This window comes from Salinibacter sp., from assembly GCF_042218895.1.
Taxonomy (GTDB): domain Bacteria; phylum Bacteroidota; class Rhodothermia; order Rhodothermales; family Salinibacteraceae; genus Salinibacter.
In genome coordinates this window covers 16,074-39,165 of the sequence record NZ_JBDGQQ010000011.1, presented here as the reverse complement: position 1 = coordinate 39,165, position 23,092 = coordinate 16,074, and the positions used below count along the sequence as shown (strand labels likewise).

The window sequence follows — 23,092 nt, the reverse complement described above, 5'->3', positions numbered from 1 at the left end:
ACGCAGAGGAGGCGGCTCGTTAATCCTGTTCGCCTCGACGAAGGACCGGGGACAGAATACGTCCGGGTCCAGAACGGGTGGGCGACCGGATGCTTCGTCTCCGGCCCGCCTGCGTGAGAGCCCCTAGAAAATCACGTTCAGCCGGAGCGCGAAGGCACTGAGTGTTCGGTCTGAAGGCTTAAATTCAGTGCCCCCAATTGTGAAGTTGTCCTCAACGTAGTCCGTAGCTCCGAACTCGTACCGCAGTTCGGGCTGTAGGGTGAGGTCCGCCCCTGGGAGAGAGACATCCGCCCCGACTCCTACGTCGAACACGTACGAGACCTCCTCGAGGGCGTCGTCGAACTTATTCTCTCCCTGCGGAAACACTGCTTTCGGGCCGCCGAGCACGTATGCACTGAGGAGCGGCGTCGGGAGAAGAGTCACTCGAAGATCGACCGGAACCTCCCAGGTCGTTACGTCGGACTGCGAATCGGGAAAATCGTAGGTTCCTACCTTTCGGAAAAACAGCCCCGGTCGGAGACTGAAGGCTCCAAGTCCGAGGTCGTAAACGAGGCCGAGATGGTACCCCGTTGCGTTTTCGAGAGTCGCATTCTCGCTGGCGTTGGTGGTCGTCTCTATGTCGTTCAGTGCGTCGAAGCCCAGGCCCGCGGATACTCCGAGCTGTGCCCGAGCCGGGACGGCGATGGCCCCGACCAATGCGAGGGCAACGAGAGCAGAAGAGAACGTACGCTTGACTTGGGTGTCCATGGAGGCTCAAGTGGATTGACGAGAAGTGGATAAGAAGCTGCAAAACGTGCAGATGCGGGTGCCACCCGGCATCGACCAGGAACCGGCATCGACCAGGAACAGGTCTTCCTGCGCATCGCCCACAGTGCGGGGGCGCACTCCGGGAACGAAAAGTAACGAGGAGGCGGATCTTTCACACATCTCGCTTCCTCACCCGCCCTGCACATCTGCGCCAGCGTCGGACGTTCCCGCAACTTCACGGCACAGACGATTCACGGAGGGGCAAGTCGGGCAAGCAGAAGTCTGCCACGGCCTCTGCCGGACTCACCTGGCATTTGATCTCGCTTTTCCTTCGAGCTCCTGTGGCCGGAGAAGTTCTTGGGATAGCGTAAGCCGCCCCAAGAACCAGCTACAGGGGCTTTCCTGAGGCACGAGACGAGTTCCCCTTCCTGTTCGTTACAATCCGCTAACGGGGAGAGCGTTCGTCTCTGCAACCTCCTCCAAGAGAAAATGTAAATTCCTCAGGTTCTACAAGCCGATCTTCCCGCGACCTTCCTAATGCCTCGGCCTCTATGAAAATCGGTATTACGTGCTATCCTACCTACGGTGGAAGCGGTGTCGTCGCGACGGAACTCGGGAAGGCCCTTGCCGAACGGGGGCACGAGATTCACTTCGTCTCGTCGGACCTTCCGTTTCGGCTTTCCCACGTGGCGGGCAATATCTTTTTCCACGAGGTCAACGTCCAGAGCTACCCGCTCTTCGACTATCCGCCCTACACCCTGTCTCTCACCAGCAAAATGGTGGACATCGCCAAGCACGTGGGCCTTGACCTCTTACACGTCCACTACGCGCTCCCACACGCCTCGAGCGCGGTGATGGCCCGTCAGATTCTGGATTCAGAGGACCTGGATCTTCCCGTCGTCACGACCCTCCACGGTACGGATATTACTCTCATTGGTCAGGATCCCTCGTTTGCGCCCGTCGTCACGTGGTCGATCAACGAGTCCGACGGCGTGACGGCCGTCTCCAACTACCTCCGTCAGGAGACCTACGATCACTTCGAGGTTTCCAAAGACATCGAGGTCATCCCAAACTTCATCGATACGGATCGCTTCGTGCGGCAGGACAAAGAGCACTTCAAACAGGCGCTCTGTCCGAACGGGGAGAAGGTCATCGTCCATATCTCCAACTTTCGCCCAGTCAAGAACGCCCGGCAGGTCGTCGAGGTATTTCACCGACTGCAAAACGGCACCTCAAACGTCAAACTCCTGCTGGTGGGCGACGGCCCGGATCGCGTACCGACGGAACGGAGGGCCCGCGAGCTCGGAGTCTACGACGACGTGCGGTTCCTCGGCAAGCAGGATCCGGTCGAGGAGATTCTGTCGATTGCTGATGTCTTCCTCATGCCGAGTGGTTCGGAAACCTTCGGTCTCGCGGCCCTCGAAGCGATGGCCTGCGAGGTGCCCGTCGTGGCGACCGACGTGGGGGGACTGCCCGAACTCATCGTACACGGGGAGACCGGCTTCCTCTGTCCGCTCGATGACGTGGATGAGCTCACCGAATGCACCAGGACGCTATTGACCGACGAGGACCTGCACGACGAGATGGCGTCAGCGGCGCGGCGGCGGGCAGTGGAGACGTTCGATATCGACCGCGTTGTGCCCCGATACGAGGAGCATTACGAACGTGTCCGCGAGGCTGCTGCCCCCGCCACCACTGCGTAGTTCTCCCTTTCTATTGCCGTAGCGCCTCCTGTACAAACGGGTTTTGCGCGCGCTCCCGGCCGATGGTCGTCGTAGGCCCGTGGCCGGGGTAAATGGTGAAGTCGTCGCCGAGGGGAAGGAGCTTTTCGGTGATCGAGTCTAGAAGCTGCGTCCGGGAGGTTTCCGGAAGGCCCTGCGTCCGGCCAATTGAGTTCTGAAAGAGAACGTCTCCCGTGATGGCCTGTTGGCTCGCGCGGTGAACGAAAGTGATGGAGTCCGGCGAGTGGCCGGGCGTGTGCAGGACCTCGAGTGTGGTGTCGCCGAAGGAGATCGTGTCGCCCTCCGCGAGATGGGTCGCTGGGACGGACGGCGGATCCACGTCCACACCAAACGCGGTCGCCTGCTCGTCGGCCCGCTCGATGAAAGGCACGGTGGCCTCATGGGCTTTGAATTGCCGATCGAATCGCTCCTCGAAGAACCGGCACCCGAAGATGTGGTCCACATGGGCGTGCGTGAGGAGAAGGTCCCGAATCGTGAGATCGTGCTCCTCAAGGAGGGCAACCACGCTCTCACACTCTGCTTCCGTCTTGCAACTGGCATCGATGAGCACTGCCTCCCCCTGGTCGTGGCAGAGGTAGCAGTTCGTCATGAACGGATTGAACGTAAATGGTTCGACCTGCATCGGGGGAGAGAGCGCTGTGTGCAGAGTGCTGGCGAATCGGTCTTCCCAATCCTCACTCTCCCGGGAAGATCCGCTGGTTCTCCTCGAACACGCGATTTGCGCCCGTCGTTTACCCGTGGGCCACTGCGATAGAGAGAGCTTTTTCCTTCGAGCGAACGCCTGATTCATGCTGCGTCGGCTTCACTGGCTTGTGCTGCGCCGACTGCCCGGTCCGTTCTTTGGGTGGCTTGGCACGCTCATGTTTCTGCTGCTGATGCAGTTTCTCATCCGGTGGCTGCCCGAAATTGCGGGCAAGGGCATTCCGGTTCGGGTCATCATCGAGCTTATTGCCTACAACCTCGCGTATATGGTGGTGCTGGCAGTGCCCATGTCGGTGCTGCTGGCGGCCCTCATGGCCTTCGGAGGCCTCGCTGAGTCCCGCTACTACGCGGTCATAAAGAGTACTGGCATCTCGTTCAGCCAGATCGTATGGCCGACGCTGGTAGTCGGCCTCTTTCTCACGGGCGGGATGCTCTACTTCAATCACGTGATGTTGCCGGAGGCCAACCACCGGGCGCGTCAGCTCTGGAGCGACATCCGTGACAAGCGTCCCGGATTCGAGCTCCGTCCCGGTGTCTTTTACGACGGCATCAAGGACTACAGCATTCTGGTCCGGAAGCGTCCCTCCGGCACAAACAAGCTCATCGACGTCACCATCTACGATTACACCAAGGGACGAGACCGACAGGGTGTGATTAAGGCCGAGCGTGGCCACATTCGGTCCCTGAACGGAGGGAGTCGGCTCGTACTTACGCTCCAGAACGGGGAGATCCACCGTCTCTTGCCGGCGGACGCCACCCATCAGGCCCAACGCTACAAGCGGCTCACGTTTGACCGGCACAAGATTACGTTTAACCTGTCTAACGCTGTCTTTCGACGCTCCAGCTCGGGCGACGCGGCCCGCACTACGCGAACCATGCGTACGCCTCAGCTTCTTAGCACGCTCGACTCCCTACAACATCAGCGACGCAGCGAGTACCGCGAGCTGTACGAGAACGTGCACGAGGACCTCTTCCCTTCTTCCGATGAGCCCGATTCTGTGCAGTCCTCTCCTTCTGCGTCACCTCTACAGGACACGACCCACCTCGCCTTCGCCGACCTGGGGAGCAAACTCCAGCGGTCGGTCGTGTCTGCGGCCCTGAACAGTGCCCAGTCCGTGCAGTCGTCCATTACGCGGACCAGTCGTGATACGGGATGGAAAACGCAGCGGATTCGGAGCTACAAGGTTGAGCTCTACAAGAAGTTTTCGATTGCGCTCGCGTGCCTCGTCTTTATGTTCATTGGCGCTCCACTGGGGCTGACGCTCCGGCGCAGCGGACTGGCGACCGTCGGGGGCGTCGCGCTCGGCATTTTCATGTTTTACTGGATCACGCTCGTTCAGGGCGAGAAACTTTCGGAGCGGGGATTCTTTCCGCCGTGGTTCGGAATGTGGATCGCCAACATTATCATGTCCGGGGCCGGCATCTGGCTCCTTCTCCACGTCGTGCTCGATCTGGGCGCAACGCCGCCTCTTCGCCGACGGCTGTGGAACTGGATGACATCGTCGGAGTCCTGACTCCGCAATGTCGGAGTCCCCTGCCTCAGTGATCTGCCCGTGCTTCCGTGCTGTACCTGGTTCCCACCCCCATTGGCAACCTCGACGACATCACGCTACGGGCGCTACGGGTGCTCCGCGAGGTAGACCTGATTGCCTGCGAGGACACGCGCAGGTCCGGGCACCTTCTTGATCATCACGACGTAGACACCCCCACTACCAGCTACCACGAGCACAATGAACGCGAAAAAACCCCCGAGCTCATCGCTCGCATGCGGGTTGGACACGACATTGCGCTGATCAGCGACGCCGGTTCACCAGGAATTTCCGATCCGGGCTTCTACCTGACGCGGGCATGCCGGGAGGAGGACATTGACATCTGCCCTCTCCCAGGCCCCACGGCTCTCATCCCGGCGCTTACAGCGAGTGCTCTTCCGAGCGATCGGTTCGTGTTCGAAGGATTCCTTCCCAAGAAGCAAGGCCGACAGACCCGACTAACGGAACTGTCCACCGAACCGCGGACGATCGTGCTCTACGAGGCTCCCTACCGGCTCCTTCGAACGCTCGACGACCTGATTGAACACTTCGGTCCTGAACGGCCCGCCGCCGTAGCCCGGGAGCTCACAAAAAAATACGAGGAAATCGAGCGAGGAACGCTGGAAGAGGTGCGAGCGTATTTCGCTGGGTGTACGAAAGTGCGTGGCGAGTGCGTTGTCGTCGTTCAGGGTGTTTCTTAAGGCTTCTCCTGCACGGTATCGTCCCCGCGTCCCCGTACAGTCCTTATTCACCGGATCCCCCCAGCGCCGTGAAGACGTTCCCCCGCTTGCTTCTGGGCAGTCTCCTTTTCGTGGCCGCCGCCCCCCTGGCTCAGGCACAGGACTCGACACAGTGTAAGGCCGGACAGCTCCAGCTTGCGCAGACTGATACTTCGTCCAGCACCGCGAGCGCGGCTTCGAGCTCTGCCACCGCGTGGGCTAAGCGGTCAAGGGTAACCGACTCGACGCCTGCCGCGTCCGTCACGCCGACCACGAAGGCCGAGGCGTTCGTACAGGACCGCATCCGAAAGAAGGGCGTGCACGTAGTTCACTTTTGGGCTCCGTGGTGTCCGAACTCGAAAAACGAACTGGCCAACGGGTGGGCGGAGCTCGTCGCCAACCATCCGAATGTCACGTTCACCTTTGTGACCGTGTGGAACAACAACGAAAAGGGAGCCTCGACCCTCGACAAGTACGATATCCCCGACCGTGTCGTCGAGGTGACCCAACCCGACCTTGGTCCTAGCGACGAGGAGTCAAACCGTCGACACTCGTTTCTCAGCCTCCCTGTCACCTGGATTCCGTCCACCTGGATCTTCCACAATAGGGGGGAGCTCGCCTTCGCGTTGAACTATGGAGAGATGAAGATGGACACGATTCAGTCGCTCCTCGACGCGACTCGGAAGGACTGGTAACAGGTCCCACGGGTCTCCCCTTTTCTTTCTTCTGCTCCCTTCTCCACGCACAACCGCCTCAGCATGAATAGGAAGTGGACTGACCGCATCGTCGCCGGGCTCGTTTTCCTCTGGGCGCTCGGTCTCTACCTCGCGACCGTAGCCCCTACGGTCTCCTTCTGGGATCCTGGTGAACGGATCGCCAGCGCCTATATGCTTCAGGTGATGCACCCTCCAGGCGCTCCCTTCTACCTGCTTCTGGCCCGCATTTTTTCGATGCTGGCCCCCTCTCAGGAGACGGTGGCCCTGGCCGTGAACATTCTCTCGGTTCTGGCCAGCGCGGGGGCCGTACTACTCACGCACCTCATCATTGTCCGGCTGGTTCGCCGCTGGCAGCCCGACCTGAGCGAGCAGTCAACAGGGCAGTACGTAATTGCTCTCACCAGTGGTGTGGTTGGGGCGGTTACCTACTCGGTCACCGACTCGTTCTGGTTTAACGCGGGTATTGCCGAGGTATACGCCCTCTCCACGTTTTTCACGGCCATGGTCGTGTGGCTCGTCCTCCGCTGGAGCCACGCGGCAGAAAGCGAGGAGGAGCGCCTTCGGGGCGACCGCCAACCCTTCCAGCTCGACGCCAACCGCTACCTTGTCCTCATCGCTTTCCTCTTCGGGATTGCCATTGGGGTGCATCTCCTGAGCCTCCTGGCCTTCTTCTTCGTCGCTCTTATCGTCTTCTTTACTGAATTTGACCGCGAGCACTGGACGCCTCGCCAGCGCTGGCTTCGCATCGCGGGCGCAGGGGTCATCTCTTCTGCACTGTTCCTGGCGATTTATCCAGGCATGGTTCTCGGGCTGCCTACTTTGTTTAAAACCCTTGGGGCTCCTTTTCTCACGTCCCTCATTCTCGCGCTCGTCATTGCCTACGGGGTGTACAAGACCCATCAGCTGGAGCGGTCCGTGGCAAATCTTGCCTTCATGTGCGTCGCCGTTCTTTTTATCGGCTACGCCTCTTATGCCCTTGTCTTCATTCGAAGCGCGACTGAACCCCCGATCGACATCAACGACCCAGACACGATCGAGAAGTTCATCTCCTACCTCGAACGTGAGCAGTACGGGGACACCCCTCTCCTGCGAGGCGTTACCTACAACGACGCGACGGGGCGAGTCCCCCGCGACGGAGAAAAAACCTTCTTCCCCCGGCGCTACTCTCCAAAACCACGCCACCAGAAGGTCTACGAGCGCTACGAGTCGGACCTGGGATTCTTTCTCCAGTACCAGGTCGGATACATGTACGTGCGGTACTTCCTCTGGAACTTCGCAGGACGAGCAAGCGACAAGCAGGGCGCTCCCGCCATCACGGGGCTTCCCTTTGTTGACCCCGCCTCGTCGACAGAGCGCTTCGTACAGTCTCCAAGTCAGAAGGAGTCCCGGAACGTCTATTTTGCCCTTCCACTCCTTCTCGGGCTTTTTGGGGCCTTCTACCACTTCAGCCGGGATTGGCGACGGGCGTTCAGCGTCTTCGTTCTGTTCTTCATGACAGGCATTGGGATCGTCATCTATCTAAATCAAACACCGATGCAGCCGCGCGAGCGGCACTACTCCTATGTCGGTAGCTTCTTAGCCTTCAGCCTCTGGGTCGGCATCGGGGCGGGGGGCATCTTACAGATGGTCTACGAGTCTGTCCAGGACACCCTGTCGAATACCGCACGACTCGCTGCCCTTCTTGGTACCGGCCTCCTCGTGGCTTTGGCCGTACCGGGCTGGATGACGTATCAGAATTACGGCGACCACGATCGCTCCGAGAACTATGTACCGCGCGACTACGCCTACAACATGCTAAACAGCGTCGCGGAGGACGGCATCCTGTTCACCAACGGTGACAATGACACCTATCCGCTCTGGTATCTGCAGCATGTAGAAGGCGTACGGCGGGACGTGCGCGTCGTAAACCTATCGTTGCTGAACACGAAGTGGTATATTCGGCAACTCAAGCACCAAGCGTCCTACGAGTCGGCCCCACTCCCGATCTCACTGACCGATGATCGGATCAGCAATCTTGGGTACAAGAGGTGGAAGCCTCAGCAGATGACGCTGCCCGTGGATTCCAGCTCGCTGCGTCAGGATTTAGGGGCATATCTCCCTGATTCTGCGAAGGCGTCGGCATTTGAGAGCCCGATGACGTGGACGTTGAAGGGGCGTCGGTTCCGGAAGAACGTGCGCGTACTGCAGCCTGCCGACTACGCCGCCTACAACATGCTGTACAACATCGCCAACAACGGGTGGGAGCGCCCCTTCTACTTCGCCGTGACGGTGGCGCGTTCCGGACAGCTCAATCTCCAAAACTACTTCCAGTTGGAGGGGCAGGCCTATCGTGTGCTTCCCATCAAACACAACCAGACTCTCGGACGCGTAATTCCGGGCCTGACCGCCGAGCGAATGTTGAAGTTTCGGTTCAAAAATCTCGATGACTCGACCGAGTACTACAACAAGTGGGCGCGACGGATGGTGGACGGGTATCGCCTTCACTTCTCGCATACCGCCCAGCGATTGGTTAAAAAGGAGCACTCGGATACGGCGGAACGCCTCCTGAGCGGCTTCACAGAGCAGGTTCCTTTCTCCACCATCCCAGGGGACATGCAATCGATTCTCTACACGACTCGCGCCTTTCGCGCTCTAGGCAACACCGAGAAAGTTGCGAGTCTCATGGAAGAGGCGGAACCGCTCGTCCTGAACAAGCTCACGACGGCCAACTCACAGCGGCAGTTCCTGTTAGCTCTCCGGTATGCCGGCCGGATTCGCTCTACGTACCTCAAGATGGGCCTGAAGTCAGAAACCGAGGGCTTCAGGGAGAGGGTCGACAAGGCCCTTTCAAGGGCCTCATTCCAGGCTCCCAGGCGAGTCCGCCGGGCGTACGGGCTTACCGGTGACACAGCACAGGTCTCTCCCCAAGCCCCAGGACCTACGCCCCAACCCGGAGCCCGCTTCGGTGCGCCCGAACAGCAGCCTTCCTCCTCGCCTCCAAACTGACGGGAAATCGGATTGGAGAAGTTCGTTCGCGGGGACGTCTCCTCCTCATCTTCTGGCATAGGCTCTCCCCCGGGATGGAAAAGATACATCTTTAGCCCAGCGGGACGTCTCCTGCTCTCGTGCGCTGGAGTCGCCGTCGGAACTTCCAGCGCCCTCCGGCATCCCTCGCACGTGTCTATTCCGAAGAGACCTGCGCTCGCGCCTTCTCGGGCTGGAGCCTAGCGCTCGTCTTCGCCTCTGTGGTTTGACAGACGGGGGGACTCCATCTATATTTGCTTGGTACAAATTCCTCAACGCGGCCGTCCACGGTTTTGCGAGACGAAAAACCCTGCCGCACTTGCGATTACGTGGGGGATCTCAGACATACTTTCTCCCCCACAGTCTGATCGCGCCGCTCGGGCGCGCCTCTTTCGGCGCCGTTGCCCGCGGCAGCCAGTGATTTTATGACCAAGCTGACTTACGCCCACGACATGAAGACGAGCACAGTCAAGTGGTTTGACGCGAAGAAAGGATACGGCTTCATCGATCATCCCGACGACGGGGAGGATGTGTTCGTTCACTATTCCAACATCCAGTCGGAGGAGGACTTTAAGACGCTCCAGAGCGGACAGCGAGTCCGTTTTGAGATGGACGAGGGGCCGAAGGGACTGCACGCCCCCGAAGTTGTGCCTCTGGATGAGGAGGAGCCCAACGTAGAGGACGGTGAGGCTTCGACGGAAATCGACCCTGCCGATGTCGACCCAACGGCCAAGGTCGATCCGTCCCTCCCCGACAGTGGATCCTCCGCGGACGCCTCGCCGTAGGCTGAATCACATGTTGCGGTGATCTTTCCCGGCCTTTCTTGTGCGTGAAGCCTATCCCAACTCACTCTCGATCGAGCAGGACCATCCCTCCCAGACGCTCGACGAGCCTGTACTTGAGGAGGTGATCCGTCACGTCCTGGCGGCGGAAGACGCGACGCTCGTCCACCTGAGCGTTGTTCTCACCGACCACGCGACGGTGCGCCGCCTCAACCGGTCGTACCTCGACCACGACTACCACACTGACGTCCTCTCCTTCTCACTCCGGAACGAGACTTCAGCTTCCGATTCCCTCGTGGTGGAGGGCGAGGTGTACGTGGACCTGGACACGGCCCGCGAGCGCTGCGAGGAGTTCAGTGCCACCTTCGAACGGGAGGCATGCCGGTACGTCATCCATGGTCTCCTCCACCTTCTAGGGTACGACGACGCGACGGAGTCAGGCCAGGAGACGATGCGCAGGCGGGAAGACGAGTATCTCCAAGCGGTCCTTTCCCCGTCCGCATAGTTCACTCGGGTCCTCCCGGTTTCTGCGTTCCGGGACTGCCCACGATTCTCTCGTCGAAACATCTACCCACGTGGTAGAATGTGAAGGGCCCGCGAACGCTGAGCGGGGCACGCAGAAGACCCTATGTTCTTCCCCACAACCCAGACGGTACAGTCCATGGCTTTTCAAACTCAAGTCACGACTCGCCACGTAGACGTCAGCGACCGCGTCCGCGAGTATGCACGGAGCCGAACCGCAAAGCTTGAGCAGTTCTACGACGGAATTGTCAGCGCTCACGTTATCCTCGGGGAGGACAACTCCCCGGCGGAGAACAAAACTGCTCAAATCAACATCGAGGTCTATCAGAAGCAGCTCTCGGCCGGAGATTCGGGAAGCAGTCATGAGGAGGCAATCAACCTCTGCGTCGATCAGCTCCGGCGCCAGCTTGAGAAATACAAGTCGAAACTGCGCAGCAAGGACAAGGACGCGCACCGGTAAGCCCTGCGCCCCCAGACATGCGAATGGGCCCAGCGCCGGTGATCGGTGCTGGGCCCATTCCTGCGTACGGAGTTCTCCGACGGAAGCTATGCCATCTCATGCAGCGGGTCTACAACCTTCTTGACCGTTTCGGCACTCGACATGATGTAGAAGTGGATGCAGGGGACGCCTGCGTCCATCAGCTCTCTGGTTTGCCGAATGGCCCACTCTACCCCGATGTTCTCGACGTCTTCAGGATCGGCAGCATCCACCTCCGCGGCAAGCTCTTCTGGGATCTCGGTATGAAAGTACTTGGGGAGGAGCCGGAGGTGTTGCTTCCGCTTTAAGATCTTGACGCCCGGGATTATGGGAACCTCAATGCCGACCTCCCGGCACTTATCGACAAAGTCAAAAAAGTATTCGTTGTCGAAGAACATCTGCGTGACGATGTAGTCGGCTCCTGCCTCCACTTTCTCCTTCAGGCGCATGATGTCCCAGGCCAAATTAGGAGCCTCAAAGTGCGTCTCCGGGTATCCCCCTACTCCAACGCAAAAGTCGGTCGGTTCAGCGTCCATGAGATCCTCAAGGTACTCTCCGTTATTCATGTCCTGAACCTGCCGCACGAGGTCAACGGCGTACTCGTTGCGCGACCGGTTGCCGGAGAGGGACTTCTCGTAGCCCTTGTCGTCCCCCCGAATCGCGAGCACATTGTCGATGCCTAGGTAGTTGAGCTCGATGAGGGCATCCTCGGTCTCCTCCCGCGTAAACCCTTTGCACAGGAGGTGTGGAACCGTGTCGATCCCAAACCGGGCCTCGATCGCGGCGCAGAGCCCGATCGTGCCGGGGCGTTTGCGCTTCACGCATCGCTGCCAAGTTCCATCGTCCTTCTGTTCGTAGGAGACCTCCGCCGAGTGGCTCGTCACGTCGATGAACGGTGGGTTGAACGGCATCAACTGATCCACGACATCGAGAATTTGCTCGGCGGAGCCCCCCCGTTTCGGAGGGATAATCTCGTAGGAGATGAGTGGTTCTGTGGCTCGGTCAAGATGCTCAATTACCTTCATTCGGTGCGTGATTTTCGTTCGCGAGTTTGTTTGATTGCGCTTGTGCACAGCGACCGCCCATCATACCTCTCATCAGCTAGGGTGTTCGATGATCGGGATTATCTTTTCTACATCGAAAGGTGCAGCTGCTTTCGTCAAGCAATACGGTAGCGGCCGATTCGACCGAATCGAGGAGGGTCAGCACGCACGGATCGGGGAAGTTGTCGTCGCCGTGACTGGATCCGGAAAGATTAAGGCGACGCTCAACACGGAACGTCTCTTTCGACAATATGACCTAGAGGTTCTTCTCCACGGTGGAGGCGCGGTCGCGCTCGCGGAGGACATGGAGGTTGAGACCCTAGTTGAGGTAACGTCTGTTCTGGAGGGTGATCGAGTGGACCTAGAATCGCCCTCGTACCCCCGTATGCCCCTCAACGCTCCCTTTGACCTCGCCCACGAAGGAACGCTCGTCACGCAGGACCGCGCGACAGAAAACCCTGAGGAGCGGAGCTACTGGGAACGCATCGCAGACCTTCGGGACACCACAGGCTACGCAATTGCGTACGTGGCGGCCCAGCACGGTGCTTCGTGCCACATCATGAAGGCCATCACGGCCCGGGTCGGTGCCGAGAGTGCCTCCACCGAGAAACAGAACGTGTATTCGACCATCGCCACACACCTGAAAGAGCAGGTCGATGCGATCGCGGAGGAGGCCTCATGAGGCCGAACGGAGACCGCCGGCGGGGGAACAGGGGAGCAGGCCTAAAGCCGTTCAGTTCCGGCGGATCCAGAGATCCTCCCGCCAGGATTCCGGGATTCCCTCCGACACGCCCCACACGTACTCCAAGTCTGTTTCCTGCTTCCGCTGCCTCCGGCGCTGGTCGGCACGAATCTCGCGGACGCCAACAGGGACGCGCTCCCCTTGAGCCGCCGCTTGCTCTCGCCGAACGACGGGATGCTCCTCGAAGGGGCGGGGACGGTTCGGGTAGTAGATCCGGTACACTGTGGCACCTACCCAGACGAGCAGCGCGAAGAATATCGCTCCAGCGAGGGTAGAAAAGAACAGAAACATCGTGCGCGGCGGAAGTCGGCCCAATCCGTTTGCGGGTGGTGAGGATGGGCTCGCTACGCGACAGGGCCTGGGCTGCAAGCTACGTTACGGCGGGCAGCGGGAGCGTCTGAGCGTGGCGAAGCCCTTCCAGGGTGGCGCTCGCCCATCTGGATTCTGCCGGTCTCGCGGAGTCGTTTCTCCGGGGCGACTGCATCCAGAGGCAACCAAGGCTCCCCTGCATCGGCACTGTCACTGCAAGGAGCAGGAACAGGACCGTGTTTTGATAGACTACACCGGATGCCTGCTTAAGTTCTGTTGCTCTCCCCTCGTGCCGCCGACAGTTTCTCTGTCGTAACCTGCTGCGCAAGCACAATTTTCGGGCGTCTCCTTCGCCCATCTGTTTGGAAGCCGGACACGGGGGTGGATCCACTGACCGAGCTCGTAGACATAGGGGTCCGTTCGCCTCCGTGTGTCACGGTGTCGCCCGACACAGGTGACCTCAGAAGAGGACTCCTGTCGCAGAATTACTCAGAGCCCCCGTCTTCCGTAGGCAAGTTTGCCCCGCGATCTTGACCCGGATAGTCTGAAGGAGCAATTCGGAGTTCCTCCTCGCTGATCTGCTTCTGCTGCTTTTCTGCTTGCTCCTGCTCGGCCTCAGCCTGCTGGATGGTTTGTCCACTCACGTTATCGAGATCTCCCCGAAAGGCCGTATCGAGGAGTGTCATGCCTACGAACACGACCACGAAGATGGTGCCGATCGTGAACGTGAGCGCATTAACCGGGTTGTCGTACTTCAGGTGCATGAAAAACATCACGACGAGGCTTGCCTTAGACGCCGCGATTCCAATGGCCACGGGGACGCCAAGTGGTCCGAGAGAGACGAGGGATACCCCGTATGTGAGGAGGGTAAGCACAATGAGTGCCCCAAACACCTTCAGGAGGGTAGACTTGGGAACAATGTGGGGACCGTCGTGCGCCATGGTGCCGTGAGCGGATTGTGAGCAGCCCGGGCTGAGAACCCTGGTCGAAGAACATCAAACGAGGTAGAGCAGCGGGTACAGGAAAATCCAGACGATATCAACCAGATGCCAGTACAAGCCAGTAAGCTCTACCGGGGTGTACCATTCGCTGTTGAACCATCCACGCCAAGCCATGATCGCAATGACCCCGATGACAACCATTCCGACCAGTACGTGAATCCCGTGAATCCCGGTCATCACGAAGTAGATGCTGAAGAACTGCGGCGCCGCCTCCATTCCGGCTAGGTGCTCGTAGTGGGCCCCGTGTGGATCGAAGGCATTTCCCGGAAATACGCCGTGTTTAAACTTGGCCGTGTACTCAAAATACTTGACCACCATGAACGCTCCGGCCAGGCCCAATGTACCGAGCAGATAGTAGAAACACCGCTTCACCTTATCCTGCTTGATGCAGTGGATGGCCAGAGCGACCGTAAGGGACGAGGTGAGGAGCACAACGGTGTTTACTGTGCCCATGAGCTGGTTGAGCGTACCGCTCGCCGCCGCGAAGGTCTCTGGATGCCACTGGCGATAGACAGCATAGGCGACAAACATGCCGCTGAACAAGAGCACCTCGGTGATGAGGAAGATCCACATCCCGAGCTTCGCCGAGTCAAATTGCTGCTCGGACGAGACGAAGTGATGTTCAAGGTGGGATGGGTGATGGTCTTGCTCGACCTCAGTATCAGTGGGAGCCGGGGCGGTTTCCGTCGCCATGAGAGGGTCAAGGAATTTCGTGAGACAAGTACAGGGGGCCTAGAGGTTTGGGACTCGGTCACGCACTCGCCGACTCCGCAGTGTCTTCCGCTGCCGGCGCGGACGGAGCAGGTTCTGGGATTTGTGGCACCTCGTCGCCGAGGGCCTCACCATCGCCGCCCCCAAACACCTCGTCGGCAAGGTGGAAGTCGTAAGGACCACGCGTCACCAGCGGCGTGCGCTCGAAGTTGTGATGGCTCGGCACAGCGGCCACGTTGGTCCACTCCAGAGTGGTAGCGCCCCACGGATTAGCCGGCGCTTCTTCGCCGTAAGCAAGCGACCACAGGGCATAGCCCAGGATCAAAAAGAGCCCCGCGCCCAGAATCCAGGACCCATAGGTCGAGAGCTGGTGCAGGTCCACGAAGCGCTCGGCGTAGTTGGCGTAGCGGCGCGGCATCCCGCGCGAGCCGAGCACGAGCTGCGGGAAGAAGGTTAGGTTGAATCCGACGAACACCAGCCCGGCCGCAATTTTCCCGAGCGTCTCGTTGTACATGCGCCCCGTAATCTTGGGCCACCAGTAGTGCATCCCGCCCAGCAAAGCGATGACAGAGCCGCCCATCATGACGTAGTGGAAGTGGCCCACCACGTAATACGTGTCGTGCAGGTGCACGTCCACGGCCAGCACGCCCACCATGATGCCGGTGAAGCCGCCGATGGTGAAGAGGAACAGGAAGCTCAGGGCGTAGAGCATCGGGGTCTGCAGCCAGATGGACCCTTTGTACAGGGTAGCCACCCAGTTAAAGACCTTGATGCCGGAGGGAATGCCGATCAGATAGGTGATCAACGAAAAGATGATCGAGGAGACCGCCGACTGGCCACTCACAAACATATGGTGCCCCCACACCAGGAAGCCGAGCATGGCGATGGCGACCGACGAGAGCGCGATGGCCCGGTAGCCAAAAATACGGGAGCGCGAAAATGTCGCAATCAGCTCCGACAGGATGCCGAACGCCGGCAGGATCATGATGTAGACCGCCGGGTGGCTATAGAACCAGAAAAAGTGCTGGAACAGGACGGGATCGCCCCCGAGGGCCGGGTCGAATATGCCGATCCGGAGCGTCTGCTCCAGGATGAGGAGCACCATCGTGATTCCGATCACCGGCGTAGCCAGCACCTGCACGATGCTCGTCGCATAGAGCCCCCATACGAAGAGCGGGAGCCGATTCCACGTCATGCCGGGCGCCCGCATCTTGTGCGTCGTGACGATGAAATTGAGCCCCGTAAAGATCGACGCAAAGCCCGCCACGAAGATAGCGGCCGTCATCCAGAGCACCCCGCCACCCGTAGTGGAAGAGTAGGGCGTGTAGAACGTCCAGCCCGTGTCTACGCCGCCGGCCAGCAGGGCAGTGATCGTCAAAGCAGCCCCAGCCATATACACGTACCAGGAGGCGAGATTGAGTTTGGGAAAGGCTACGTCCTTCGCCCCAATTTGCATAGGCAAGACAAAGTTGCCCAGAATCGCCGGAACCGATGGCACCAGGAAGAGGAAGACCATCAGGATGCCGTGCATCGTAAACACCTGATTGTAGGTGCTATTGCTCATGATGGTCTCGTTCGGCCCCATCAGTTCGGCCCGCATGAGGAGCGCTAGGGTCCCTGCCACGAGGAAGACCACAGCGAGGGAGATGCAGTAGAGAACGCCGATGCGCTTGTGGTCTTTCGTCGTCAGCCACGACCAGATTCCCGTCTCGTGGTTGAGATAATTGGTGTCCTCGTCGTGGTGCTCTTCATGTTCGACCGGAGTGTCCTGCGTGGTCGTGCTCATAGGTCTTCAAATTGGTCCGTGGAAAACACTCTGGGCAAAGCCTGCAAGTCTATGTGGTCGCCCCTCAGGCTCCCTGGCTCGTCGAATTTTGTTCTGGTGAGTCGTCCGTGGGCGGCTCTTTGTCGCTCTGCTGTTTGATAAATTCAACGAGCGCCGAGACCTGCCGCTCCGAAAGGCCCGAATAAGAGGGCATAACATTCTGATAGCCCTTCACGATGCGGGCTTGCGACTTGAGGATGGACTTGCGGAGGTAGTTCTCGTCCACCGTAACCGTCGACCCATTCTCAAACTCGTGCTCCGTCGTGCCGTAGAGCCCCTTCCAGGTAGGGCCCACCTTCTGGGTCCCGTCCAGGCTGTGACACGTCTGGCAGCCCCGCTGTTTGTACAGCTTTTCTCCGAGCTTCGGGAGCGGAATGTCGGAGGGCGTTGCGGCCTTCTGGACCCATTCGTTAAAGCGTTCCTGGGAGACCACCTTTACCGTGGCGTCCATCTCGGAATGGCTCCGACCACAGTACTCGGCACAGAACAGGTCGTACGTTCCCTTCTCAGTCGCCTCAAACCAGACCGACGTGTACCGATTCGGCAGCACATCTTGCTTCGCTCGGAACGCCGGCACGAAGAAGCTGTGGATCACGTCCTTGCTGCTCATCTTGGTCTGCACAGGCTTGCCAGCTGGCACATAGAGCGTGTCTGACGCTGTTGCCCCATTGGGATACCGGAATAGCCAGCTCCATTGCTGCGCCGTCACGCGGATCTGGTAGGCATTCGGGGGTACGGTCTTCTGCTTCACAAAGGACTTAAATCCCCAGTTAAAGACGAGAAGGACGAGGATCGTAGGAATCACGATCCAGGAGATCTCCAAGACTCTGCTCTCCTGTACAGGGGCAGGACGCTCAGCGGGGTCTTGTCGACGATACCGGTATATGAACCAGAGTATCGCCGCGGTGACCCCGACGAGCAAGATCGTGCTGGTCACCGTCACGAACATAAAGAGGCTGTCAATCTCAGACGCCATTGTAGATGCCGCCTCAGGGAGCCAAAACTCACCCATGCTGCAGTTGAACGTTGGTGTGCAGAGCTATTTTCGAACCAAAGGGCTAATCGTCAACCCTTCAACACTGACTTGCGCCGTGGGCAGGCGTTGAACGAGAGAATCCTACTTCTCTCACCTCCTGTGGGAGATCACTGCGCCTGCGACGGTTCCGATTGCTGCGCCTGCTGCACGTATTCTTCCGCCGCGATGATTTTCATTGCACTGTCAATCGGAATGTGGTAAACCCCTTCTTTCCTGTTCACAACCCCATACTGCCGGAGTTGCTCCGCCGCCTCGCGTTCAGCCTGTCGAATTTGCTGGTAGTCCTGCTGGCCGACGGCCGTCGTCTGGGCATTTTGGCTTACCTGTTCGAACCAGCCGAAGATGACCGCCGCGGCAACCAGGATGACGGCGATGATTGAGGCTGAGATCCCCATAATCTGTCCCGCCGCAACACCTTCGTACGCTACTCCCCGCTCTTTTTCTTTCTCGAACTGGTCCTCGAAATCGAACGACTCGACTTCGACCCCGCGCTGTGCGCTGCGGGCAAGCTCCGTGGTGGGCTCCCCCTCGTCGCTGGGAAGAGGTGGGGACGCTTCCGCTTCTGTGGTTGCGATAAAGCTTCCAACGGAACCTCCTTTGCTCCAACCGGCCTCCGTCCCAGACAGGACGCGCCAGAAGAGCGTCTGCCCGTCGGTGGGTAGCTGGTTACCAACCGTCACGGCCGTTTCGGCGCCCACCTCCGCATCCACGACGGGGTCCTCGAAGCGGGCCGTAGGGGCTACCTGGAGGCGATACAATTCGGCCTCGTCGATGTCCTCCCAGACGAAGGTAACCTCATCCCCGTTCACTGCAGTGGCATCCCGCGGGGCCACAGGAGAAGGGGGGGAAGGAATGTGTTCTTCCTCAGAACTCATGGTGCGGGCGGGATGGTCGATCCAATAGGGAAAAGGGAACGCAGAGAACCAATGGGAGGGTCACTCCCCCGGGTGAAAATCACCAAAAAAGAACTCACAGGCGCGGTTGAGTCATGGAGTTTCACACCGCTACATGTTTTCGAACTGGAGTGAGTCCTCCAGGTACGGGTGATTCTGAGGGATCAAGGAATGCCGGCGCAGCCGATACATGAGGGCCCCTACGAAGATCCCCGTTAAACCCAACCAGCACGTAAAGTCAAGCCAGTGGAATCCCCCGCCGTCTCGAAGCACCGGAAGCACCATCCAGTGGATGTCAAACCAGTGCATCCCGATAAGCCAGATGGACATGACAGCCATCACTGAGCGGCTCCGCTTCGGGGCTTGTGGAAGCAGGACGAAAAAGGGAATCACGAAATGAAAGAGCACCAGGAAGGCGCTGTGCCAGCCCCATCCGCCGCGGAGCCGATGCTGGAACCACACCGTCTCTTCCGGAATGCCGCCGTACCAGTAGAGCATATACTGACTGAACGCGATGTACGCCCAGAAGACGACGAATCCGAACAGGTACTTGCCTAGATCATGGTAGTGCTCCGCCGTAATTACCCCCTGAAGCAGCCCCCCAGTTCGCTGCAGCACGAGAGCGATCAGCGTAATTGCGGCAACGGCCCCAAGGATGCCCCCGGCGAAGAAATAGATGCCGAAAATGGTGGAAAACCAGTGCGGGTCGGTCGACATGAGGATGTCGTAGCTCGCGAAGGCCGTGGTGACGGCCACCAGCGGCAGGCCCCAGGCACTCGTGTTTCGCAGTTTCTGCTGGAGATTCGGATCCGGATCGACGTCCTGCCGCAAGGAGAAGGTATACAGGCGGTACGAAACGAGCGTCCACGCCACAAAATAGACGACCATGCGAATCGACCAGAACTCAATGTTCAGGTACGGGCGTTTCCCCGCCAGCACCTCGTCGTACTGGGGACTATTCGGGTCGTAGAGCGCCTCGTGGGTCCAGTGGTAAAGATCGTGCATCCCGAACAGAAGCGGCAGCCCGAGCACAAACAGGAGCGGGAAGGCCCACACCAGGGCCTCATTGATGCGGTTCACGACGACGCTCCAGGACGCACGCGTCAAATGGTTGAAGACGAGGAAGAAAAGCCCTCCGAGGGCTGTGGTCAGCAGGAAGGACCAGCCCGCGAGGTAGGCAAAGAAAAAGTCGTCCGGGCTCTGCAGCAGCCCCAGGCAGCTGATTGTCATCAGCGCGATGCCCAGAGCAGACGGAACGAGCCATGCACGTCGATCCCCAACGAACTGGTAGGCCCGCCCCGCAGCGTCGCGCGTAGACTGAATCGGGTCGATGAGCCATCCCAGGCGGGAATTTTGTTGGAGCGGTTCAGCCATAGCGTCGAAGGGTTCGTCGTCAGGGCTGCGAGGGGCCCGAAAAGGGGAGTGATGAGATCGTATGCTCAAGAAACGGAGCATGCTGGTGCACCGCCTGCTTCGCGGCTACTCTGTGGAGGCCTCTCCCACCGGCATGCCGCTGTCTGTTCCGTTCAGGCGCGCCTGCACGCCTGGGGGCACAGCCTTTTCCGTTGCGTTCTGGCTGCGCTGCAGAGCACGGATGTAGGCAACGATGGCCCAGCGGTCGAGCACAGGAATTTTCTGGCCATACGCCGGCATGCTTCGGACCCCGTTGGCGATCGCGTCATACAGGTAGCCGTCGGGGGCTTTCCGGAGGCGATCGGTGTGGTAGCTTGGGGCTGGCGTGTAGCCGTAGTCGCCCCGCATAATGACGCCGTTTCCGTCGCCCTTCTTTCCGTGGCAGGGCGTACAATGAATCTTGTACCGTTCCTGACCCCGCTCCAGCACCTTCTGGGTCACCGTGATGGGAATCTTCTCTACGTACTCCCCCTCGGACGTGCGTGCCCGGTACAGGGCCGAATCCGCCTGAAGGTGCCCCCGTGCCACGGTCCCCGATACCGGGGTCCGCATGGCGGCATCATCCTCGAAAAACGGATTGGCCTCCTGGGGCCCAAATTTCTGCTGGAAGTCCATGTCCAGGTTCATGTGGAAGGGGGGGTTGTCCGAACGAGTCCCTCGGCACCCCGCCAGAAGCAGGGCCACGAGCACCAACCCGGTAAGGAACGAGCGTCGCATGGTCGTGCAGGAAAATCTGAGAAAGAGGGGTGGTCGCGGGAATCCCGGCGGCGCTAGGCGTCAGCGGTGCCGTCATCCTTCACGACCTCGATGTGGTGAGCCCCAAGGCGATGGAGCAGCGCGGCGGTGTCCTCCACGTCAAACTGGTCGTCGCTGGCCGCCACGTGCAGGAAAAACCGGTCGTCCGTAGCGCCCTTGAAGCGGTCGGAATAGAACAGCGGATTGTACGGACGCGGGAGCCCGTTTAGGGCGAGCATCCCGGCCACTGCCCCGAACGCCGCAAACAGCACCGTAAGCTCGAACATGATGGGCACCGACGGCTCCACCGCAAAGAACGGCTTTCCGCTGATGTTAATGGGATAATCTACGGCGGCCGTCCACCACTGCAGGAGATACGCAACCGCAAGTCCCGTGAGTCCGCCCCCGAACGTAAAGAATCCCACTCCCACAGCATTGCCGAGCCCCATGGCCTCGTCCATGCCGTGAATGGGGAACGGGCTGTGGGTGTCAAAGTGGCGATAGCCATCCTCCCGCACCGCCTCGGCGGCGTGGAGCAGGGCTCCGGGATCGGAGTACTCCGCCAGCAGGCCATATACCTGATCGGCGTCACTCTCGAAGATCCCAAGTCGTGCCTTCAGGTCTTGGGTCAGCGTGGGCATGGCGTTGCGCAGTGTAGAGTCGGGAACAGTGGCGAGGAAGACACCAGGGGGATCGTGGAATCATGCGGAGACATCTTCTTCCGAGCCGTCCCCTCGGTAGGCCTCCGCCAGAGCAGGTTCGGCGGGCTTGATGTACGGCTCCCCGTCGCCCTCGACGTGCCCGTTGCCCTCATGCTCGTGAAAGTGCGGATCGGCCTGCGGCATGACGCCCTTCACCTCGGACATGGCCACCATGGGCACGAACCGGAGGAACAGGAGGAAGAGGGTCAGGAAGAGCCCAAAGGATCCAACGAGGGTGCCGATGTCGATCCAGGTGGCATTGAAGTAGCCCCAGGAGCTCGGCAAAAAGTCGCGGTGCAGCGACGTAATCGTAATCACGAATCGCTCGAACCACATCCCGATATTGACGAGGATCGACAGCGCGAACATCACTGGGATGGACCGCCGCAGCCGCTTGAACCAAAAGAGCTGCGGGGTGATGAGGTTGCAGGTCATCATGATCCAGTACGCCCACGCGTAGGGCCCAAAGGCGCGGTTGATGAAGGCGTACTGCTCGTACTCAACCTGCGAGTACCAGGCCATGAAGAACTCCGTGATGTAGGCGAAGCCCACAATCGACCCCGTCACCAGGATGATAATGTTCATCTTCTCCAGGTGGTCGATCGTGATCAGGTTCTTGAGACCGTAGATCTCCCGCGTGATCACCATGAGGGTCACCACCATTGCGAAGCCGGAGAAGATGGCCCCAGCTACGAAATAGGGCGGGAAGATGGTGGTGTGCCATCCCGGCAGCACGGAGACTGCAAAGTCGAAGGACACGACCGAGTGGACCGACAGGACCAGCGGCGTAGCAAGGCCAGCCAGCAGCAGGTACGCCTTCTCGTAGTTCCGCCAGTGCCGGTTCGACCCGGTCCAGCCGAGCGAGAAGAAGGCGAGGATGCGCTGGCGCCAGAAGTTCTTGGCACGGTCGCGCAGCGTCGCAAGATCGGGCACGAGGCCCACGTACCAAAACAGAAGGGAGACGATAAAGTAGCTGGAAACCGCGAACACGTCCCACAGCAGTGGGCTCTTAAACTGCGGCCACATGTTCATTTGGTTTGGAATCGGGAGCGTCCAGTAGATGGCCCAGACGCGCCCGACGTGGAACGTGGGCCAGATGAGAGCACAGATCACGGCGAACAGCGTCATCGCCTCTGCCGCCCGGTTAATAGCCGTCCGCCAATGCTGGCGAAACAGATAGAGAATGGCGGAGATGAGCGTCCCGGCGTGACCGATCCCAACCCAGAAGACAAAATTGACGATGGGCCAGCCCCACCCGACGGGCTGATTGTTGCCCCACACGCCAATTCCGTTCCACACCACATACGCAAAGAGAACAAGGAGCAAGAGCGTCCCGGAGAGGGCCACCGCAAAGGCGGCGTACCACGCCATCGGGGCTTTCTTTTCCGCGTGCCGCGACACCATCTCTGTGATGTCGTGGAACGAAAGATTGCCCTTGACGAGCTCTTCCTGGTCGGCCTTTCCATCCCCCCTCGGGACCGGCTGGGACTCAGACGGCTCCGCGGGTAGTTTCTTGGACGTTTCCACGGGTCGTTCGGGATCGATTGCGAAACAGTGAGAGGGGGACAGCGCGGCTTACGCACCGGCGTGCGCCTCCTTCGATGCCGCCGCGTCCGACGACAACGCCTCCTCCAGGCGAGAATTCTTGTTGCGCACACGCCCGAGGTAGGAGAGACGTGGCTTCGTGTTCAGGTATGAGAGCAGTTGGTACCGGCGCGGATTCTTCTTCTCCTCCACCACGTC

The 23,092-nt window shown here is 59.7% G+C and carries 22 protein-coding genes; 9 read left to right on the top strand and 13 right to left on the bottom strand.

Going from position 1 to position 23,092, the window contains the following annotated elements; all coding sequences use genetic code 11:
• Window positions 1-123: 123 nt before the first annotated feature.
• Window positions 124-747, bottom strand: a complete 624-nt coding sequence (locus ABEL04_RS01355) for an outer membrane beta-barrel protein (RefSeq protein ID WP_375800575.1) — start codon at window positions 745-747, stop codon at window positions 124-126.
• A gap of 551 nt (window positions 748-1,298) precedes the next feature.
• On the opposite strand from ABEL04_RS01355, the gene bshA reads away from it, so the two are divergent.
• Window positions 1,299-2,450 (top strand): N-acetyl-alpha-D-glucosaminyl L-malate synthase BshA, encoded by a 1,152-nt coding sequence (bshA, locus tag ABEL04_RS01350; RefSeq protein ID WP_375800574.1) that lies wholly within the window; start codon window positions 1,299-1,301, stop codon window positions 2,448-2,450.
• A 10-nt stretch (window positions 2,451-2,460) separates the two neighbouring features.
• On the opposite strand, the gene ABEL04_RS01345 is transcribed toward bshA, so the two are convergent.
• The gene (locus tag ABEL04_RS01345; RefSeq protein ID WP_375800573.1) at window positions 2,461-3,111 is read right to left on the bottom strand and encodes an MBL fold metallo-hydrolase; all 651 of its coding nucleotides are present in this window, start codon (window positions 3,109-3,111) and stop codon (window positions 2,461-2,463) included.
• A gap of 166 nt (window positions 3,112-3,277) precedes the next feature.
• Here ABEL04_RS01345 and ABEL04_RS01340 point away from each other — a divergent pair, with 166 nt between their 5' ends.
• The 7 genes from ABEL04_RS01340 to hpf all read left to right on the top strand — a co-directional run bounded on the left by ABEL04_RS01340 (window position 3,278) and on the right by hpf (window position 10,922).
• Window positions 3,278-4,705 carry an LptF/LptG family permease gene (locus tag ABEL04_RS01340; RefSeq protein WP_375800572.1) on the top strand — a complete coding sequence of 476 codons (1,428 nt, stop codon included), beginning with the start codon at window positions 3,278-3,280 and terminating at the stop codon, window positions 4,703-4,705.
• Window positions 4,706-4,752: 47 nt separating this feature from the next.
• Window positions 4,753-5,421 carry a 16S rRNA (cytidine(1402)-2'-O)-methyltransferase gene (gene rsmI, locus ABEL04_RS01335; protein WP_375800571.1) on the top strand — a complete coding sequence of 223 codons (669 nt, stop codon included), beginning with the start codon at window positions 4,753-4,755 and terminating at the stop codon, window positions 5,419-5,421.
• Between the two features lie 68 nt (window positions 5,422-5,489).
• A complete protein-coding gene (locus ABEL04_RS01330) occupies window positions 5,490-6,134 on the top strand; it encodes a TlpA family protein disulfide reductase (protein ID WP_375800570.1) in 645 nt (214 codons plus the stop codon).
• Between the two features lie 63 nt (window positions 6,135-6,197).
• Window positions 6,198-9,140 (top strand): DUF2723 domain-containing protein, encoded by a 2,943-nt coding sequence (locus ABEL04_RS01325; RefSeq protein WP_375800569.1) that lies wholly within the window; start codon window positions 6,198-6,200, stop codon window positions 9,138-9,140.
• 443 nt (window positions 9,141-9,583) lie between these two features.
• On the top strand, window positions 9,584-9,943 hold the full coding sequence (locus ABEL04_RS01320; protein WP_375800568.1) for a cold-shock protein: 360 nt from the start codon (window positions 9,584-9,586) through the stop codon (window positions 9,941-9,943).
• A gap of 40 nt (window positions 9,944-9,983) precedes the next feature.
• Entirely contained in the window at window positions 9,984-10,445 is a 462-nt protein-coding gene (gene ybeY / locus ABEL04_RS01315) for an rRNA maturation RNase YbeY (protein ID WP_375800567.1), read from the top strand.
• Window positions 10,446-10,601: 156 nt separating this feature from the next.
• Window positions 10,602-10,922, top strand: coding sequence for a ribosome hibernation-promoting factor, HPF/YfiA family (gene hpf / locus ABEL04_RS01310; RefSeq protein ID WP_375800566.1), 321 nt, complete (start codon window positions 10,602-10,604; stop codon window positions 10,920-10,922).
• Window positions 10,923-11,008: 86 nt separating this feature from the next.
• Here hpf and metF read toward each other — a convergent pair whose 3' ends face one another.
• Window positions 11,009-11,965 carry a methylenetetrahydrofolate reductase [NAD(P)H] gene (gene metF, locus ABEL04_RS01305; protein WP_375800565.1) on the bottom strand — a complete coding sequence of 319 codons (957 nt, stop codon included), beginning with the start codon at window positions 11,963-11,965 and terminating at the stop codon, window positions 11,009-11,011.
• 88 nt (window positions 11,966-12,053) lie between these two features.
• On the opposite strand from metF, the gene ABEL04_RS01300 reads away from it, so the two are divergent.
• Window positions 12,054-12,665: a 5'-methylthioadenosine nucleosidase gene (locus ABEL04_RS01300; protein WP_375800564.1), complete on the top strand. Its 612-nt coding sequence runs from the start codon at window positions 12,054-12,056 to the stop codon at window positions 12,663-12,665.
• Between the two features lie 51 nt (window positions 12,666-12,716).
• Here ABEL04_RS01300 and ABEL04_RS01295 read toward each other — a convergent pair whose 3' ends face one another.
• The 10 genes from ABEL04_RS01295 to nrfD form a co-directional block, all read right to left on the bottom strand.
• Complete coding sequence (locus tag ABEL04_RS01295) at window positions 12,717-13,016, bottom strand: hypothetical protein (protein ID WP_375800563.1); 300 nt, start codon at window positions 13,014-13,016, stop codon at window positions 12,717-12,719.
• 503 nt (window positions 13,017-13,519) lie between these two features.
• Entirely contained in the window at window positions 13,520-13,975 is a 456-nt protein-coding gene (locus tag ABEL04_RS01290) for a cytochrome C oxidase subunit IV family protein (RefSeq protein ID WP_375800562.1), read from the bottom strand.
• Between the two features lie 54 nt (window positions 13,976-14,029).
• Window positions 14,030-14,728 carry a cytochrome c oxidase subunit 3 family protein gene (locus tag ABEL04_RS01285; protein ID WP_375800561.1) on the bottom strand — a complete coding sequence of 233 codons (699 nt, stop codon included), beginning with the start codon at window positions 14,726-14,728 and terminating at the stop codon, window positions 14,030-14,032.
• Between the two features lie 58 nt (window positions 14,729-14,786).
• Complete coding sequence (gene ctaD / locus ABEL04_RS01280; protein ID WP_375800560.1) at window positions 14,787-16,532, bottom strand: cytochrome c oxidase subunit I; 1,746 nt, start codon at window positions 16,530-16,532, stop codon at window positions 14,787-14,789.
• A gap of 64 nt (window positions 16,533-16,596) precedes the next feature.
• Entirely contained in the window at window positions 16,597-17,583 is a 987-nt protein-coding gene (gene coxB, locus ABEL04_RS01275) for a cytochrome c oxidase subunit II (RefSeq protein WP_375800559.1), read from the bottom strand.
• A 131-nt stretch (window positions 17,584-17,714) separates the two neighbouring features.
• Window positions 17,715-18,482, bottom strand: coding sequence for a hypothetical protein (locus ABEL04_RS01270; protein WP_375800558.1), 768 nt, complete (start codon window positions 18,480-18,482; stop codon window positions 17,715-17,717).
• A gap of 129 nt (window positions 18,483-18,611) precedes the next feature.
• Window positions 18,612-19,874: a hypothetical protein gene (locus ABEL04_RS01265; RefSeq protein WP_375800557.1), complete on the bottom strand. Its 1,263-nt coding sequence runs from the start codon at window positions 19,872-19,874 to the stop codon at window positions 18,612-18,614.
• 105 nt (window positions 19,875-19,979) lie between these two features.
• Window positions 19,980-20,630 (bottom strand): c-type cytochrome, encoded by a 651-nt coding sequence (locus ABEL04_RS01260; protein WP_375800556.1) that lies wholly within the window; start codon window positions 20,628-20,630, stop codon window positions 19,980-19,982.
• A gap of 53 nt (window positions 20,631-20,683) precedes the next feature.
• On the bottom strand, window positions 20,684-21,289 hold the full coding sequence (locus ABEL04_RS01255) for a DUF3341 domain-containing protein (protein WP_375800555.1): 606 nt from the start codon (window positions 21,287-21,289) through the stop codon (window positions 20,684-20,686).
• Between the two features lie 60 nt (window positions 21,290-21,349).
• Entirely contained in the window at window positions 21,350-22,753 is a 1,404-nt protein-coding gene (gene nrfD / locus ABEL04_RS01250) for an NrfD/PsrC family molybdoenzyme membrane anchor subunit (RefSeq protein ID WP_375800603.1), read from the bottom strand.
• Window positions 22,754-23,092: the final 339 nt, after the last annotated feature.